Genomic DNA, 16843 nt, shown 5'->3' with positions numbered 1-16843 from the left:
GGTTCCGGTCTTCGGTCACGGGTTCCGGGAGCCGCGGGGAGGCCGGGAGGCCGGGAGGCCGGGCCCGGCCGGTCGGCTCAGGTGCGGGCGCAGTCGGGGCACAGGCCCCAGTAGGTCGTCTCGACCTCGGAGATGATGAACCCGTAGCGCTCGGCGGGCGGCAGGTCGGCCAGGGGGTCGCCGTCGGGGTGGACGTCACGGATCGCGCCGCAGCCCGAGCACACCAAGTGCTGGTGGGGACGGTGGGCGTTGGGGTCGTAGCGCTTGGCGCGGTCGTTGGTGGCCACCTCGATGACTTCGCCGAGCAGGACGAGTTCGCCGAGGGTGTTGTAGACGGTCGCGCGCGAGATTTCCGGCAGCCGGGCGGTGGCGCGCGCGAGCACCTCGTCGGCGGTGAGGTGGACGTGTTCGCCGTCGAGTACCTCGGCGACCACCCGGCGCTGGGCGGTCATCCGCCAGCCGCGTCGGCGAAGCCGGTCCAGCAGGTCACTCATGCCCACCAGCCTAACTGTGCGTCGTCTTCCGATTGGATCTGTACGGATCTGGTCGATGTATTGACTTGGATTTGGTCCATCGTAGGATCGGTTCCGGCGGCAGCCAAGGGACAGGCCAACAGCAGGGAAAACCCGTGACGTTTCAGGAAACGGGTCCGCTCACCACCGAATCCGGTGCCCTGGTCGCGGACAACCACAACGGCGGGCAGCGGGGCCCCGGCGGCCCGGTGCTCTTCCGCAGCCGGCACCTGTCGGCAGTGTGCTCACGCCATCGCCGTGAACGCGCCGTGCGTATACGCGCCGCCGGTGCCGGGATCGGCCGCACCGTCCGGCGACGGGCCCAGGGTCTCAACTGACCTGCTCCTCCCGTCTCCTGGCTTCTCCACCGGCCACATTTCCTGAAGTTTCTGAGCACCGGTTCCGCACAGTTCGGAAGGATTGCCATGACTGACAACCACGACGCGATCGTCACAGACCCGAAGCCGGAGGAGACAGGTGGCTGCCCGGTCGCGCACGAGCGCGCCCTCCACCCGACCCAGGGGGGCGGCGCCCGTCAGTGGTGGCCGCAGCGGCTCAACTTGAAGATCCTCGCCAAGAACCCTCCGGCGACCAACCCGCTGGGCGAGGAGTTCGACTACGCCGAGGCGTTCAAGAGCCTGGACCTCCCGGCGGTCAAGCGCGACATCGCCGAGGTGCTGACCACCTCACAGGACTGGTGGCCGGCCGACTTCGGCCACTACGGCCCGTTCATCATCCGGATGGCGTGGCACAGCGCGGGCACGTACCGCATCAACGACGGGCGCGGCGGCGCCGGTTCGGGCCAGCAGCGCTTCGCGCCGCTCAACAGCTGGCCGGACAACGCCAACCTCGACAAGGCCCGGCGCCTGCTGTGGCCGGTCAAGAAGAAGTACGGCAAGAACCTGTCCTGGGCGGACCTGCTGGTCCTCTCGGGCAATGTCGCTCTGGAGTCCATGGGCTGCGAGACCTTCGGTTTCGCCGGTGGCCGCGCGGATGTGTGGGAGCCGGAGGAGGACGTCTACTGGGGTCCCGAGACCGTGTGGCTCGACGATCAGCGCTACAGCGGCGACCGGCAGCTGGAAAACCCCCTCGGCGCGGTCCAGATGGGCCTCATCTACGTCAACCCGGAGGGCCCGAACGGCAATCCGGACCCGATCGCCGCGGCCCGCGACATCCGCGAGACCTTCCGGCGCATGGCGATGAACGACGAGGAGACCGTCGCGCTGATCGCCGGCGGCCACACCTTCGGCAAGACCCATGGAGCCGGCCCCGCCGACAATGTGGGACCCGATCCCGAAGCCGCGACGTTCGAGGAGCAGGGCCTGGGCTGGAAGAACGGCTACGGCACGGGCAAGGGCGCCGACACCATCACCTCCGGGCTGGAGGTGACCTGGACCAACCATCCGACCCGGTGGGACAACGGCTTCTTCGACAACCTCTTCGGCTACGAGTGGGAGCTGACCAAGAGCCCGGCCGGCGCCCATCAGTGGAAGCCGAAGAACGGCGCGGGCGAGGGCACGGTGCCGCACGCGCACGACGCGTCGAAGTCGATCGCCCCCTCGATGCTCACCACCGACCTGGCGCTGCGCTTCGACCCGGCCTACGAGCTGATCTCCCGCCGCTTCCACGAGAACCCGGCGGAGTTCGCGGACGCCTTCGCCCGGGCCTGGTACAAGCTGACCCACCGTGACATGGGCCCCAAGTCGCTGTACCTGGGCCCGGAGGTCCCGGAGGAGACCCTGCTGTGGCAGGACCCGCTGCCGGAGGCCGAAGGCGAGACGATCGACGCCTCCGACATCACGGCGCTCAAGGCCAAGCTCCTGGATTCCGGCCTGTCCGTCGCCCAGCTGGTGTCCACCGCGTGGGCGTCGGCCTCGACCTTCCGGGGCAGCGACAAGCGCGGCGGTGCCAACGGTGCCCGCATCCGCCTTGAGCCGCAGCGCGGCTGGGAGGCCAACGACCCCGACCAGCTGGCGCTCGTGCTGCGTTCGCTGGAGGGCGTGCGGGAGGAGTTCAACGCCTCCGCGGGTGCCAAGAAGGTCTCCCTGGCCGACCTCATCGTTCTCGGCGGTGTGGCGGCCGTGGAGCAGGCGGCGCGCGAAGCGGGCGTCGAGGTGCAGGTGCCGTTCACGCCGGGCCGGGTGGACGCGACGGAGGAGCACACCGATGCCGAGTCCTTCGAGGCGCTGGAGCCGTCCGCCGACGGGTTCCGCAACTACACCGGCAAGGGCGCCCGGCTGCCCGCCGAGTACCTGCTGCTGGACCGGGCGAACCTGCTCACCCTCAGCGCCCCCGAGATGACCGTACTGGTCGGCGGCCTGCGCGTCCTGGGCGCGAACCACCAGCAATCCCCGCTCGGCGTCTTCACCGCCACCCCCGGGGTGCTGACCAACGATTTCTTCGTCAACCTGCTGGACCTGGGCACGACGTGGAAGTCCGTCTCCGAGGACTCCCGCACCTTCGAGGGCCGCGACGCCGCCACGGGCGAGGCCAAGTGGACGGGCACGCGTGCCGACCTGGTCTTCGGCTCGAACTCGGAACTGCGCGCGCTCGCGGAGGTCTACGCGAGCGATGACGCGAAGGAGAAGTTCGTGCACGACTTCGTCGCCGCGTGGGACAAGGTCATGAACCTGGACAGGTTCGACCTGAGCTGACCACTGCGACCTCCCGGGCCGTCCCCCCTGCGGGCCGGGCCGGGAGGTGCGGATCGGCCGGGCCCCCGGTCAGTCAGGAGGGCCCCGGCCCCCCGTCATTTCCGTGGCGTAACGTGCCCGCATGACATCGGCGCCGTCCCGCTTTACCGCCGCACCCGGTCCATGGCGCGCGCCGCGTCACGGGCCGGGCGCGGCGTGCGCCGCGTCAACGGCAGGGGCCGGGACCGCACTTCGCGCGCGCGGGTCTGTCCCGAACCGGCGGATCGGGGATCCGCCCCGCCTCTTCCCTCTCTCCTCCGGACGCCCCCGCGCACGACGCGTGTGGCGGGACGCTCGGCAAACCGCCGGCCGCCGGCCTCTTCCCGGCCCTTCCCTGGGCGGCTGCTTGTGCGTGGGTGAGCCGCGGGCGGCCGATCCGGCCCCGGCTCCGCTACCGACCGACACCAGGAGTACGAAGTGACAGTCCAGAGCGCGGGCCGCCGCGTCGTCACCCACATGTGCCTCTCTCTCGACGGCCGTTACGCCCGGCCGTACAACCCCGACGACATGAGCTGGGCGATGCCGTACGCGCATTCCGATGTCGCCCGCGATCTGCTGACCAGCCTGTGGCAGCCGGCGACGACGGCGCTGCTCGGGCGGGTCAACGCCGAGGGGTTCCTCGGTTTCTGGCCCACGGTCATCGGCATGGCCGGCGCCGACCCGCGCGACGAGGGTTTCGCGAAGTGGCTCGTCGATACCGAGAAGGTGGTCCTCTCCACAACCCTCGCCCGGGCGCCGTGGGAGCGGACGGCGATCGTGGACAAACCGGCCGCCGAGGTGGTCACGGACCTCCAGGCGACCAGGGGCGGGGACATTCTCGTGCCCTCCAGCGCGAGCGTCATCAAGGCGCTGCTGGCGGCCGACAAGGTGGACCGGATGGCGCTCACCGTCTTCCCCGTCCTCCTCGGCGGCGGGCCGCGTCTGTTCGACGACGGTCTGCCCGAGGGCCGTTGGGCGCTCACCGGCCAGACCGCGGGTGAGCACGGCACGTTGGTCCTCGTCTACGACCGGGCCCGCTGAACTCCCGGAGGGGCCGCCCGCCGGACCGCGCGTTCCTCGGCCTCGGCGCACGGAGTTCGCCGTCCAGGACCCCGACTCCTGTTCGAGTTGATCATCTGGGGGTATCCTGCGGTGGGCTTGGCGAGCTGGTGCCCGAAAACCGGTGGTGGCCGAGTGGCATCCGCCTCTCCCGGCTGCCCCACTCGTCGGGCCGGCCGACGTGCGGCTGGGCTCACGCGGCTGGGACTGTGTCGTTTTTCTCCAGGATGAGATGGTGCTGGTGGTTCGACGGGAATCAACCGGAAGGGGGACTTCCCTTTCGGCCGACGGCAGTTGTCCCACCGAGGATCTGCGGGGCGTGCCCGAGCCGCCCATCGCGATCGGCTCCAGCCCTGATCCCCTCGTCGCCCTGTGGGGCTGCCCGAGCGACCAAATCCTGACCCCGGAGTCGATATGACCGCCGACGACCTCTTCGCGTCCACTGCCCCCTTCCACACGTCCGCCGCGCCCGGCACCCCACCGCCCGGATGTCCCGCGCACGCCGGTGCGGCCGATCGGCGGCTGTACGGCGAGAACGCCGAGCGCGACCCCATGGCCGTGTACGAACAGCTGCGCCAGCAGCACGGTTCCGTCGCGCCCGTGCTGCTGCACGGTGATCTGCCGGCCTGGCTGGTGCTGGGGCACAGGCAGAACCTTGAGGTGATGCAGACTCCCTCGGTCTTCTCCCGCGATTCGCGCCACTGGCGGGACATGAAGGAAGGCCGGGTCCCGGCCGATCATCCGCTGGTCCCGGTCACCGCCTGGCAGCCGCTGATCGTGTTCCTGGACGGCGAGGAGCACAAGCGGCTGCGGGCTGCGGTGACCAGGAGCCTGTCGCAGTTCGAGGCGCGCGGTATCCGCACCTACGTCACGCGCTACACCCACGAGTTGGTGGACGAGTTCGCCGGCGCGGGACGCGCCGACCTGGTGACGGAATTCGCCGAACAGCTCCCCCTGCGCGTGATGACGAAGCTGTTCGGCATGCTGGATGAGGGGCCCAGGTTCCGCGACGCGGTGCAGGACGCCCTCAAGGCCACCGCGTCCGCGGCGGCCAGCAACGACATCGTCACCCAGGGCCTGGCCGACCTGGTGGCGCGCAAGCAGCACACACCGGGCTTCGACCTTCCCTCGCTGCTGATGAACGACGCGGCCGGCCTCTCCCGCGAGGAAGTCCGGGAGCAGCTGCGGCTCATCCTCACGGCGGCGAATGAGACGACGGTCAATCTGCTGGCCAACACCCTGCGGGTCGTGCTCACCGACAGTGGCTTCCGTGGCGCTCTGTCCGGCGGACAGATGACGCTGCCGGACGGGCTGGAGCAGGTCATGTGGGACGACCCGCCGATGATGACCTTGCTGGGCCGGTGGGCCACGAGCGACACCCGGCTTGGAGAACAGCACATTCAGGCCGGTGACCTGCTGCTGCTCGGCCTGGCGGCCGGCAATGTGGACCCGACCATCCGGGATGAGGACACCGTTGTCCGGGGCAACCGGGGTCACCTGGCCTTCAGCGGCGGCACCCACGAGTGCCCCGGACAGGACCTCGGGCGCGGCATCGTGGAGACCGCGATCGATGTGCTGCTGTCGCGGCTGCCCGATCTGGAGCTGGCGGGGCCGAAGGAGGACCTGAGCTGGTCGTCCTCGCTGATGTACCGGAAACTCGACGCACTGCCCGTGAAGTTCACCCCCGTGCGCCGGGAGCTCACGCCCGCGCGGGCCGCGCACGATGCCGGTTCCGTCCGGTCCGTGCCGTCCTCGCCGGTGGCGACGCCGCCCGCCCCCGCGACCGCGGCGGCGTCCGGGAGCGGGGCCCCGTGGTGGAAGCCATGGGCGCGCCAGGGGTGAGACGGCCGCAGGAGCGGCGACAGGGCTCCGCGCGATCGGCGTTACCCAACGGCGTCGGAACACGCTGACGCCGCCCCTTCCCGCCCCCACCCCGCCTGCCCACGCCGGCCCACGGTGCCGTCGTCCGGGTACCGGCGTCCTGATCCCTGGAGCGCGATCTTGGATTCGAGTACGTCTCTCCCCTCGTTGCCCGCGGCGTTGGCGGCCCGCATCGCACACGGGCCGGAGCTGCCCGCGGTGCGCGACGGCGGCCTGACCCTGAAGTACAAAGATCTCGGCGTGCTGGCGGGGCGGGTGAGCGAGGCTTTGTCGGCCGCCGGCGTCCTGCCCGGGGATGCCGTGGGCATGCTGGGGGTGCGGTCCTGGGAGGCCACGGTCACGGCGGCGGGAATCCTGGGGGCGGGCGCGGTGTGTGTGCCGGTGGATGCCCAGTACCCCTCCGCCCGCTCGGCGGAGATGCTCGTGGGCGCCGGCGCCCGGATCGCCGTGGCGCTGTCCGGGCACGAGCCGCTCCGCCCCACGCCCTACCACCCCGTCACGTGGTACCGCTTCGCCGACCTGGCCGGCGAGCGCGCCCCGGACGCCGCGCACGCGCAGCCGGCTCCGGCGCCCTCGGGCGCGGGGCGCACCGGGGACGATGTTGCCTATGTGCTCTACACCTCGGGCACGACCGGCCACCCCAAGCCCGTGCTGTTCCCGCACCGCGCGGTGGCCCGGCTGGCGGGCCCGGCGCCGTGGGCGGCCGGGCCGGGCATGCGGGTCCTCCAGACCTTCGGACTCTCCTTCGACGGCTCGCTCTTCGAGACCTGGGCCACGCTGCTGGCCGGCGGCTGTCTCGTACCGGCGGGCCGCGACACCCTCCTGGACAGCGCGGCGCTGCGCGCCAAGCTGCGCGAAGAGGACCTCACGCACGTCTTCATGACGACGAGCCTGTTCCACCACACCGCGCGCTCGGCCCCGGACGCCTTCGCCGCGCTGGAGATGGTGCTGATCGGCGGAGAGGCCATGGACCCCGCCCTCACCCGGGCGGTGTGCGACGCGGGACGGCCGCGGTACCTCATCAACGGCTACGGACCGACCGAGGGCGGCATCATGGCCACGGCGCACGATGTGCCACGGCCCGCGGACGACGCCACCTCGGTGCCGATCGGCACCCCGGTCGCGGGCAGCACCATACGGCTGCTGCGGCCCGACGGGAGCCTCGCGGAGTCCGGCGAGGCGGGCGAGATCCACATCGGGGGCCCTGGGGTCGCGCTCGGCTATCGCGAAGCGCCCGAGGAGACGGACCGGTCGTTCGTCCTGGCCGACGACGCGCCCCCGGCCACCGGTACTCACCCCGCCCCGGTACGGCTCTACCGCACCGGGGACCGGGGACGCTGGAACGCGGACGGGACGCTGGAGTTCCTGGGCCGGACCGACCGGCAGGTGAAGATCCGCGGCTTCCGCGTCGAACTGGACGCCATCGAGGCGCAGTTGCGGGCCCTTCCCGGCGTGGCCGAGGCGGCTGTGCTCGTGCGCCAGGCCGACGGGGTGGGCAAGGGCCTCACGGGCTTCGTCACCCCCGCGCACCCGGGCCGGCCCCCCGTGCCCGAAGCGCTGCGCGCCCAGGCCGGAACCCGGCTTCCCGCACACGCCGTACCCGCCCCGATAGTGGTGCTGGACCACTTCCCGCTGACGCGCAACGGCAAGATCGACTACGCCGCGCTCAACGTCCGGGCCTCCGGGGCTGACGAGGGCGAGGCCGAGCCGCGCGTAGCGCAGCCCGTGGATCCGCTTGCCGCCATCTGGTCGGAGGTCCTGGGTATCCCGGTGACCGAGACCACCGACTTCTCCGCGGCGGGCGGCAACTCCCTGCTCGCCGCCCAGGTGATCACCCGGATCATCACCACCAGCGACCTGCCGCGCGCGCAGTTCGAGCCGCTGATGGGGCACTTGCTCAACACCCCCACGCTTGCCGCCTTCCGTGCCGCCGTGCGCGCTCCCGCCTCGGTGACGTCGGCCGAGCGCCCCGCGCACTTCGCCGAGGACGCCCGGCTCATCCGCCCGCTGCCTTCCCGGGCCACCGAGGAGGCACCGCCGCCCGCCGCCCAGGAAGGCGGGCGGCCGAAGAACGTACTGCTGACGGGAGCCACCGGTTTCGTCGGCGCCTTCCTCCTGGACCAGCTGCTGCGCGACACGAACGCGACCGTCCACTGCCTGATACGCGCCGCGGACGAGGACAAGGCCCGGCTGCGCATCGACGACACCTTCCGCAAGTACCGGCTGCCCCAGCCGCCGCACCACCGGATCCGCGTGGTGCCTGCCGACCTGGCCCGGTCCGGCCTGGGCCTGGCCCCCGGGGTGGCCGAGTCACTCGCCGAGACCGTGGACCTGGTGCTGCACAACGCGGCGCACGTCAACTTCCTCTACCCGTACGCCCAGTTGCGGGACACCAACGTGACCGCCGTGAGCACCCTCATCGAACTCGCCGCGCCCCGCCGGGTGCCGCTGCACTATGTGTCCACCACCGCGATCTTCGCCGGCAGCGGTGTCGGGGGCGTCCGGTACGTGGATGAGTTCTCACCGCTCAGCCACCCCGAACTGCTGAGCATGGGCTACCCGGAGACCAAGTGGGCGGCCGAGCGGATGCTGGCCGACGCGGCGGCCGAGGGGCTGCCCGTCACGGTCCACCGGCCGTACGAGATCACCGGGCACAGCCGTACCGGGGTGTGGAACACCACCGCGATATGTGCCGTCATCGACGCCATGGCCCGCCTCGGTGCCGCGCCCGGGGTGCCGCTTCCGCTGGATCTGGTGCCTGTCGATCACGTCGCGCGGGCGATCACCGGAATCGCCACCCGGATGCCGCGCCTGGGCGGTGCCGTGCACCTGACCAACCCCCGCCCGGCCACGCTGGGCGACATGGCCGACCGGATGCGCCTGGCCGGTTACGCGGTACGGGAGGTGGCCTACGGCGAGTGGGTGGAGATGCTGGGCGACCATGTCCGTGCCCATCCCACGGCCCCGATAGCCCCGTTCCTCCCCCTGTTCGTCACCCCGGCGCACGGAGCTGACTTCTCGGTCAAGGAGATGTACTTCGCCGGTGTCTTCCCCGACATCCTGCGCACCAGGACCGATGAAGTGTGGCCGGAATGGTCCCGTACGTGTCCGCCGGTGGACGCGGACCTGCTCGACCTGTACCTGACCTCCCTTCGCGAGAACGGCCTGCTACGGGCGGGAGCGGCGGCGCCGCGGACGAGCCAGGTCCACTGAGCGGCCCATCAACGAACTCCTTTGTGCCCGCACCGTTTCCCGTGCCGCCCGGCTCTCCCGTATCGCGGTTGTCCGGTGTCACCGAACCGGAATATCTTGCCGGGGTGGATGACTTCACACGCTCCTGGACGGCGCTGCGCACGGCGGTGGCCGGGCTGTCGGACCAGGACTTCGCGCGGCCGTCCGGCTGCGCGGGCTGGCTCGTGCGCGATCTCGTGTGCCATCTGGTCATCGACGCCCAGGACGTCCTGATCACCCTGGTGACCCCCGCCGAGACCGAACCGACCCGCGACGCGGTGACCTACTGGGCCGCCACCGGGTCGCCGCCGTCCGGCGACGACCCGCTCGACGCGCTGACCGTCCGGCTGGCCGCCGCCTACCAGGAGCCCGGGCTGCTCAAGTTCCATCTGGATGACGTCGGTTCGGCTGCCGGCCGCGCCGCCGGACTCGCCGATCCCGGCCTGCGGGTCAGCACCCAGGGCGAGGTCCTCACCGCGGGCGACTACCTCGCCGCCTACGTCCTGGAGTGGACGCTGCACCACCTGGACCTGATCGCACACCTCCCGGCGGCGGCGCGACCGCCGACGCAGGGGCTCGCCCGGGCGCGCGCGATGCTGGAGGAGATCGCCGGGGCGGCGTTCCCCGCGTCCTTCTCCGACACGGACGCGTTGCGGGTGGGGACCGGGCGGCGGGCCCCGACCGAAGCGGAGGCGGCCGAACTGGCCGCGTGCGGCGGCGGGCTGGCCGGAAAGCTCCCGCTGGTCCTCGGCTGACCGCCCGCGGCCCGCCCGCCCCTTCGCCGCGGCGGGCCGCTAGTGCCCCTCCCGGCAAGCTTCGCCCCCTCGCGCCCCCCGGCACGCACTCCCCCAAGCTCTCAACTCCTCCCCCGGCCTTCGGCCGGGAGGGACCCCCAGCGCAGGGGGACCCAAACCAAGGGCTTTCGGCCGCCTTGCGCTCGCACGCTCCCCCACGCTCGGCTCCGCTCGCGCGGGCGGTGCCCCCACGACGACGCCCCTCGACGGGCGAACACTGCCGGCCACGGCACTAGTTCTCGGGGACGTCCTTGATGAACAGGATCCCGTCGCTTCCGTCCAAGTGGGCCGGATCGAGCGGGGCGTAGCCGAAGTACGGGGACACCCGGGGTGCGGGCCGCGTGTCGCCGAGGGCGGCGGTCAGCCGCAGGGTGTCGATGAGGCCGCGGTCCTCCGGGAGCGCGTACAGGAGTCCTTCGACGGTGTCCGGTGGCGGGGTGCCCACGCCCTGGTGCCGGAGTGTGCCGAGTGCCGTGGCCAGGAACGCGTACTTCGCACCCAGGTGGGCGCTCACGATCGCGCCCGCGCTCCACCACTCCACCGGGGGGCCGCCCATGTGGATCGTGCTCTTGTTCCGCTGGAGATGGCTGTTGTGGGCGTGGACCAGCACCGGGCCCCGCTCGGCGAGAGCGAGGAGATTTTCGGCCATCATCTGGCCGCGCAGTCCCACCAGCCATGCCATACGTCCCGGTGAGGTGTCGGCCATGCGGAAGTGGTAGCGCAGCAAGCCGGTGGCGGTGCGCGCGTACAGGCGCGCCCGCTCCCACTCGTGGCGCGCGGCGGAGGTGAGCGGGTGCGGCGGCTGTGTGTCCAGCAGCGCCGTCAGATCGTCGGCGAGCAGCCGCAGTTCCTTGGCCTGGGCCGTTTGTCCGGCCGAGCGGCCCGGGTCGGTCATCGCGGCCGGGTCGGTCCACCGGGCGTCGGGGCCGAGCAGTTCATCGAGGGCCTCCGCGGTGCAGGGGAGCAGGTGCGTGTCCACTCGTGCCGAGAGGTGGCCGTGGAGTGCGGTGAGGGCCTGCCGGGGGCTCGCGGCAGCGGTGATCTCCAGCGGTCCGTCGAAGCCGGCGAAGCGGATCCGTTCGGAGGCGGGCCGCCCCTCGTTGTAGGCGCGCATCCAGCGGACGAGGTCGCGGTTGGCCTCGGACACGTTGAACCATTCGTGGCTGAATCCATGCGCCATGGTCCTGTCGAGGGAGCCCGCGCCCGAGGTCACGTAGTCATCCACGACCAGACCCGCCAAGCAGTCGCTCTCCAGCGCGATCGTGCGGTAGCCCTCCCGCTCGACGAGTTGCCGGAAGAGTTCGTTGCGCGCCTCGGGCAGCGCGGCCTCGCCATGGACGGGCTCGCCCAGGGCGAGCAGCCGGGGCCGGGCGGGGAGCAGCTTCAAGGCGGCGGCGGCTTCGACGGCATGACTGATGTCTGCGATATCGGCGGTGGTCATGGCTTCAACGGTATCGTTGAACTTTCGGTGAAGACTTTTACGCGATAGCGGCAGGATCATGGGACAGAAGCTTCAAAGCGGTGAACGGCTCAGGCCGGTTGACCTGGCGCGTCGGCACGGCCTGTCCACGCAGGCGGTGCGGAACTACGAGGAGGCCGGCATCCTCCCGGCCGCCCGCCGCACGCCCCACGGCTACCGCACCTACACGCCGTTGCACGCGGAGGCTCTCCGCGCGTTCCTCGCCCTGGTGCCCGGCCACGGCCACCGGATGGCGACGTCGATCATGCGGTCCGTGCACCAGGGCACACCCGAGGAGGCGTTCCGTCTCATCGACGAGAGCCATGCCCAGTTGCTCGATGACCGGCGGACCCTGCGGGCCGTGGAGCGCGCCCTCCGTGACCTGGACCCCGCCGTCGTGTCCGTTCCGAGCGAGGTGTCCGGGAGCGCCGACAGGTTCATCGGGCCGCTGGCGAAAGACCTCGGCATCCGGCCCGCGACGCTGCGCAAATGGGAGCGTGCCGGGCTGGTGCGCCCGCGCCGCGACCCGCAGACCGGCTACCGCGTCTACGGCCAGGCCGACGTACGGGACGCGCGGATGGCGCACCAGCTCAGGCGGGGCGGCTACCTGCTGGAGCAGATCGCCCCGCTGATCGACCAGGTGCGGACGGCCCACGGGCTGGAGCCGCTGGAAGCCGCACTGCGGGACTGGCACGGCCGGCTGTCGGTCCGGGGGCGGGCGATGCTGGCCGGGGCCGCCGAGTTGGAGGCGTACCTGCGCCGGCGCGAATGAGACGACGGACGGTGGCCCGGGGCCTGGGAGGCCGTACTCCCCGCGCCGCCTCGGACTGGACCATCGGGCGACCGGGCCCCGGAGAGGGAACCCCCGGGAAGTGACCCGGGGGCCCGGGAAGGGACGCTGCCCGGGGCTCCCGGCCGTGCGGCCGGGAGCCCCGTCTCGTCTCAGCGTTCTCCTGGATTTCCGCGCCTCGCGGGCGCGGGCGCCATCGCAGGCACAGGCACAGGCGACGGCCGACGCCGGGCGGCAGGCCGATGACCGGCAGCCGCCCGACGCACTGTCACATGCGTTGGCCCAGCTCTCAGTTGGCGGGTGCGGGGCGAAGCCGGACCGGGAGGCTGCGGTGCCCGTTACTCATCAGCGAGGGCACCAGGCCCAGCTCTTCCACCGGGGTCGCCAGCTCAGCGAGCGGGAAGCGGGCGAAGAACTCCCGCAGCGCCGTGGTCGCCTCCAGCCGGGCCAGCGGCGCGCCCAGGCAGAAGTGCACGCCGTAGCCGAAGGCCAGGTGCTCCGGTCCCGGTGCCGTACGGGTCAGGTCGAAGACGTCCGCGCTCTCCCCGTGCCAGTCGGGGTGGCGGTTGGCCGCGGCGTACGAGGCCAGGATGGCCTCGCCCTTCTTGATGACCTGCCCGTCGGGCAGCGGTATGTCGCGGACGGCGTAGCGCAGCGGCAGGTGCTTGACCGCCGGTTCGTGCCGCAGAGTCTCTTCGACCACGTCGTCCCAGGAGGCGCGCCCCTCCCGGACATGGGCGAGCTGTTCCGGGTGGCTGAGCAGGGCCGCGATCGCCTGGTCCAGGAGGTTGACCGTGGTCTCGTAGCCCGCGCTGATCATCAGCAGCAGGGTGTCGCGCAGTTCGGTATGCGTCAGCGTGGAGCTGTCGCCCTCCTCGTCCTCGGCCGCGATCAGCAGCGAGGTCATGTCGTCGCCGGGCTCGACGCGCCGGGCTTCGATCAGCTCTTCCAGAACGGCGTAGAGGCGGACCGTGTTGGCGGCGGCTTCCTCGGTGGTGAGGTTGGTGGCGAAGAGGTTGTCGACGAGCGCGCGGAAGTCCTCGCTCTGCGCCTTGGGCAAGCCCAGGAGGTGGCTGATGACCCTGATGGGCAACGGATAGGCGAAACGTTCGCGCAGATCGACCGGCTCACCGGACGGTGTGCTCGCCAGCTCGTCCAGCAGCTCGTCCACGAGCCGCTCGACCGTCTCCTTGAGCGCGGTCACCCGTCGGGCGCTGAACGCGGGCGCCACCATCCGCCGCAGCCGCCGGTGTTCGCTGCCGAAGGCGGTGAACATGCTGTCGACAGCGACCCACAGCGCCAGCGGCCAGGTGGAAACGGCCTCTTCGAAGGCGGGCCAGTGCTGCTTGGCGTCCTTGGAGACATCGGGATCGGTCAGCAGCTTCTTCAAGAGCGCGGGATCGCTGACCGACCACGCCGTGACGCCGAGGATGTCCACACGAGCGGCCGGTCCCCGCGCGCGCAGCGCCTGGTGCTCGGCGTCGGGGTCGGCACTGGTCGGGTCGAGGACGAGGATGTCGGGCTGCTCGGACAAGGAGATTCTCCGTTTCGGCACTCAGGACAGGACTACGGGCGGGACAGGATCACGGGCGAGGACATCGCGGGCGCTCCCGATACCCCCGGGGCGAGACCGGGGCAAGATGACGGGCTTGTCCTCGTGCCCCGCTGGTCTCTGGACACACACCTGGCATCCATGCCCGCTCGGTACCGGCCGTAGGCGTGTAGATTACGGCCGGATCTGACGAGTGACCAGGCCGGGGACAAGGCAAGGGCGGGATAAGTCGGCCCAGGCCCCGGAGCGTTGCCTGATCGGAGCGTCAAGACGACACGTGCCTACCGGGGGTTGGGCCCGCTGTGCCGGTATGCCACTGCAGCCGTACGGAGTTGTGCCGGGCGACGCGGAGCAGCGGCGTCGCCCGGCATCGTGATGTCCGCGCCAGGGCCGGGGCGGTGGGGCCGTGCCCCCTGCCCGTGCAGGCGCGGGGTCAGGCTGGGGGCGGAATCACGCCGTGTGCAGGGTCAGACCGTAGCGGGCCAGGATCTCGTTGATCGGCTGGTACCAGGTCTCGCCTCCGCTGCCGCAGTTGCCCCAGCCGCCGGAGGTGACGCCCTGGGCCTGGTCACCGCTGATGAACGAGCCGCCGGAGTCGCCGGGTTCGGCGCACACGCTGGTCTTCGTCATCTCGTGCACGGCGCCCTGGCTGTAGTTGACGGTCTCGTTCTTGGCCAGCACATTGCCGCAATGCCAGTGCGAGGTGGAGCCCGAGCGGCAGATGGACGCGCCGACCGGGGCCTCGGCCGAGCCGCGCACCAGCTGGTCCGAGACCGTACCCCAGCCCAGGACGACCGGGACGGTCCACCAGCCGCTGCCGACGCTCACCCAGGCGTAGTCGTTGCCGGGGAACGAGGAGCCCTGGAACGTGCCGATGTGCGATTTGTCCCAGCCGGAGACCGCCGCTCCGGCCCCGCCGCAGTGGCCGGCGGTGACGAATCCGCCCTGCACCGAGAAGCCGATGGAGCAGCGGACGTTGCCCGTGTAGTAGGGGTCGCCTCCGACGGTGCCGGCGGCGAAGGTGCTGGGCCGGTGGGTTGTCGTCTTCACGCCGAGCGGTCCGGTGCGGCGGGCTTTCGCGAGAAAGTCCGAGGCGGCGGCCTTGTGTTGCTGCCCTGCCAAGATTTCGACGACGAGCTGGTTGGACTTCGGGTCCACATGCCAGCCGGTCACGCTTCGGGGAGCGTCGAGCGCGTCGAGGCGCTTCTTGGCCGCGTCGAGCTGCTTGGCGCTGCGCTTCACGATCTTGACTTCGGCACCGGCCGCCCGTACGTCCTCGGCCTTGCTCCGGCTGGTGAGGGCGACGGTGAGCCGGCCCGTTTCGGGTGTGAACCACGAGCCGCCGTACGAGGATCCGGCAGCGCGCCGCGCCTCCCGTTCGACGGCGGTAGCCTTCTTCTCCGCCTTGAGCCGCGCCTTGGCCTCGTCGCCGGAGAGGCCGAGATCGCGGTGCATGGCGGAGAGCAGACCTCCGGACGCGGGGGCTTTGCCGGCCGGAGCGGCCTCGTCCGTGGCCGAGGCAGGGATCAGCCCGGCTGTCGTCCATATCCCGGCGGCGAGGAGCACGGACAGCGCCGCGCTGAAAACCTTCGTGCGTCTCATGAGTTGGCCTTTCGTTGTTCCAGCTTCGTGGGGGTGGAACAGCAAAGCCTGGGAGCGCTCTCAGGTGATGCTCGGAGCGGAGCCTAACGAAGGACCATCAACAGGTCCATGCCAATACACGCGGAATCCTCCGCCTTCCGGGGCACGTGCGGCCCGCGGGGCGACGCAAGCTCACGCAGCGGGTCGCCGCAGGGGAACCCGAACCAACCCGGCGGCTCCAGTACTTCGCCGGCATGGCCCGTGGCACCGGAGACCCCCGCCCAGAGCGGACGCCCGGTTCCGTCCCTGAGCCGGTGAGAACGAAGATGACGCCGCGGGCGCCTCCCGGCCACTCTCCCGTCGCCCCTCCCCACATCGCGGCGCTACACCATGGCCGGCTGTAGCTCCCGCCGGAACAGCACCCCGGCTCGCCCGGACCCCGGCAGATTCACCACGCGTGCTTCCACCGACGTCGCGTCGTGGGCGAACGCGGGCGCAGAGGGTCATCTGACGGTTGTTTCCGCAACCGCGACCGGCACCCCGCACGTGGAGGGCGCCACCTCGAATGACGATGCCCCGTCACGCCTGATGATGACCGCCCCGCTCGTCGCGCCCCGTTCAGGGATTCCGGGGAGGTGACCCACTCGGCCTGAAGTCGAGAACCGTGCCGGGTGGGCGTAACCGACCGCAGAGGGCATGCCGCTCCCGGCGGCGGTAGGCATGATCCCCGAAACGGTGAGTTCGGGCCGCCCAGTGGTGTCAGGCCCCGGATACGGCCGTGCCGGGAGCGGACAGGTGGGTTCCGCTCGCCAAGGGCTTGGTCCACGGCTGTCGCGGTCGGTCCCGTCGCAGGCTCGCTCACTGTATGCGTGCCCGCGTCGAAGCCGTCGGCATCCACCGGCACCCGTCTCTCGGCACGCCCCACGCTGTTCGGGATTCACCTCAACGATTGTGTGTGCTCCTGACGTTCGCGGCACGCCCGATACCACGTTCCGGGGCGAGTCGGTCCCGCCAGCTGTGGGCCGGTCAGCGGGCCCCGCCCAGCAGGAGTTCCAGGAGCCGGCCGGCTGTCTGGAGACCCGCCTGTTCCTTCGCGGTCAACCGGCCGTCCGGGTCGTCGGCGGCCACGGCAGGGCCCGCGGTCAGGACCGTCGCGCAGATCAAAATGGCCAGGGCGGCCGGTACTCGACGCACCATCAATACTCCCCAAGAGACGCTGGGCTGACAATCAGTCCATCCACCCTGGGATACCGGGAGCCGCCCACCGCGCATTCCGCTCCCCCCGTCGGCCGGATACACCTCAACGGACCAG

At 71.4% G+C, this 16843-nt stretch carries 12 protein-coding genes; 7 read left to right on the top strand and 5 right to left on the bottom strand.

Features of this window, described 5'->3' with window-relative positions:
• Nucleotides 1-77: 77 nt before the first annotated feature.
• Entirely contained in the window at nt 78-494 is a 417-nt protein-coding gene (locus ABD339_RS19680; protein WP_344567689.1) for a Fur family transcriptional regulator, read from the bottom strand.
• Nucleotides 495-628: 134 nt separating this feature from the next.
• Between ABD339_RS19680 and ABD339_RS19675 the strand changes: the two genes are divergently transcribed.
• The 6 genes from ABD339_RS19675 to ABD339_RS19650 all read left to right on the top strand — a co-directional run bounded on the left by ABD339_RS19675 (nt 629) and on the right by ABD339_RS19650 (nt 10110).
• The gene (locus tag ABD339_RS19675) at nt 629-850 is read left to right on the top strand and encodes a hypothetical protein (protein ID WP_344567736.1); all 222 of its coding nucleotides are present in this window, start codon (nt 629-631) and stop codon (nt 848-850) included.
• Nucleotides 851-937: 87 nt separating this feature from the next.
• Nucleotides 938-3166: a catalase/peroxidase HPI gene (gene katG / locus ABD339_RS19670; RefSeq protein WP_344567688.1), complete on the top strand. Its 2229-nt coding sequence runs from the start codon at nt 938-940 to the stop codon at nt 3164-3166.
• 456 nt (nt 3167-3622) lie between these two features.
• Nucleotides 3623-4225, top strand: a complete 603-nt coding sequence (locus ABD339_RS19665) for a dihydrofolate reductase family protein (protein ID WP_344567687.1) — start codon at nt 3623-3625, stop codon at nt 4223-4225.
• Between the two features lie 432 nt (nt 4226-4657).
• Nucleotides 4658-6085, top strand: coding sequence for a cytochrome P450 family protein (locus tag ABD339_RS19660; protein ID WP_344567686.1), 1428 nt, complete (start codon nt 4658-4660; stop codon nt 6083-6085).
• 159 nt (nt 6086-6244) lie between these two features.
• The gene (locus tag ABD339_RS19655; protein ID WP_344567685.1) at nt 6245-9337 is read left to right on the top strand and encodes an amino acid adenylation domain-containing protein; all 3093 of its coding nucleotides are present in this window, start codon (nt 6245-6247) and stop codon (nt 9335-9337) included.
• A gap of 104 nt (nt 9338-9441) precedes the next feature.
• Nucleotides 9442-10110, top strand: a complete 669-nt coding sequence (locus ABD339_RS19650; RefSeq protein ID WP_344567684.1) for a maleylpyruvate isomerase N-terminal domain-containing protein — start codon at nt 9442-9444, stop codon at nt 10108-10110.
• A 271-nt stretch (nt 10111-10381) separates the two neighbouring features.
• On the opposite strand, the gene ABD339_RS19645 is transcribed toward ABD339_RS19650, so the two are convergent.
• Nucleotides 10382-11590 carry an erythromycin esterase family protein gene (locus tag ABD339_RS19645; protein ID WP_344567683.1) on the bottom strand — a complete coding sequence of 403 codons (1209 nt, stop codon included), beginning with the start codon at nt 11588-11590 and terminating at the stop codon, nt 10382-10384.
• A gap of 58 nt (nt 11591-11648) precedes the next feature.
• Here ABD339_RS19645 and ABD339_RS19640 point away from each other — a divergent pair, with 58 nt between their 5' ends.
• Nucleotides 11649-12380, top strand: a complete 732-nt coding sequence (locus tag ABD339_RS19640; protein WP_344567682.1) for a TioE family transcriptional regulator — start codon at nt 11649-11651, stop codon at nt 12378-12380.
• Nucleotides 12381-12687: 307 nt separating this feature from the next.
• On the opposite strand, the gene ABD339_RS19635 is transcribed toward ABD339_RS19640, so the two are convergent.
• From ABD339_RS19635 to ABD339_RS19625, 3 genes are all read right to left on the bottom strand, one after another.
• Nucleotides 12688-13932 carry a cytochrome P450 family protein gene (locus ABD339_RS19635; RefSeq protein ID WP_344567681.1) on the bottom strand — a complete coding sequence of 415 codons (1245 nt, stop codon included), beginning with the start codon at nt 13930-13932 and terminating at the stop codon, nt 12688-12690.
• Nucleotides 13933-14400: 468 nt separating this feature from the next.
• Nucleotides 14401-15552 (bottom strand): S1 family peptidase, encoded by a 1152-nt coding sequence (locus ABD339_RS19630; protein ID WP_344567680.1) that lies wholly within the window; start codon nt 15550-15552, stop codon nt 14401-14403.
• A gap of 1005 nt (nt 15553-16557) precedes the next feature.
• A complete protein-coding gene (locus tag ABD339_RS19625) occupies nt 16558-16728 on the bottom strand; it encodes a hypothetical protein (protein WP_344567679.1) in 171 nt (56 codons plus the stop codon).
• Nucleotides 16729-16843: the final 115 nt, after the last annotated feature.

The sequence above is a fragment of the Streptomyces axinellae genome, from assembly GCF_039532135.1.
Lineage (GTDB): Bacteria > Actinomycetota > Actinomycetes > Streptomycetales > Streptomycetaceae > Streptomyces > Streptomyces axinellae.
The sequence above is the reverse complement of the archived record's forward strand: the minus strand, read 5'-3'. Positions and strand labels throughout refer to the sequence as shown.

Bases quoted from the DNA above. Each gene is read 5' to 3' on its own strand.
- ABD339_RS19640 (WP_344567682.1), top strand. From the start codon at position 11,649: ATGGGACAGAAGCTTCAAAGCGGTGAACGGCTCAGGCCGGTTGACCTG.
- ABD339_RS19630 (WP_344567680.1), bottom strand. From the start codon at position 15,552: ATGAGACGCACGAAGGTTTTCAGCGCGGCGCTGTCCGTGCTCCTCGCC.
- ABD339_RS19645 (WP_344567683.1), bottom strand. From the start codon at position 11,590: ATGACCACCGCCGATATCGCAGACATCAGTCATGCCGTCGAAGCCGCC.
- ABD339_RS19660 (WP_344567686.1), top strand. From the start codon at position 4,658: ATGACCGCCGACGACCTCTTCGCGTCCACTGCCCCCTTCCACACGTCC.
- ABD339_RS19625 (WP_344567679.1), bottom strand. From the start codon at position 16,728: ATGGTGCGTCGAGTACCGGCCGCCCTGGCCATTTTGATCTGCGCGACG.
- katG (WP_344567688.1), top strand. From the start codon at position 938: ATGACTGACAACCACGACGCGATCGTCACAGACCCGAAGCCGGAGGAG.
- ABD339_RS19680 (WP_344567689.1), bottom strand. From the start codon at position 494: ATGAGTGACCTGCTGGACCGGCTTCGCCGACGCGGCTGGCGGATGACC.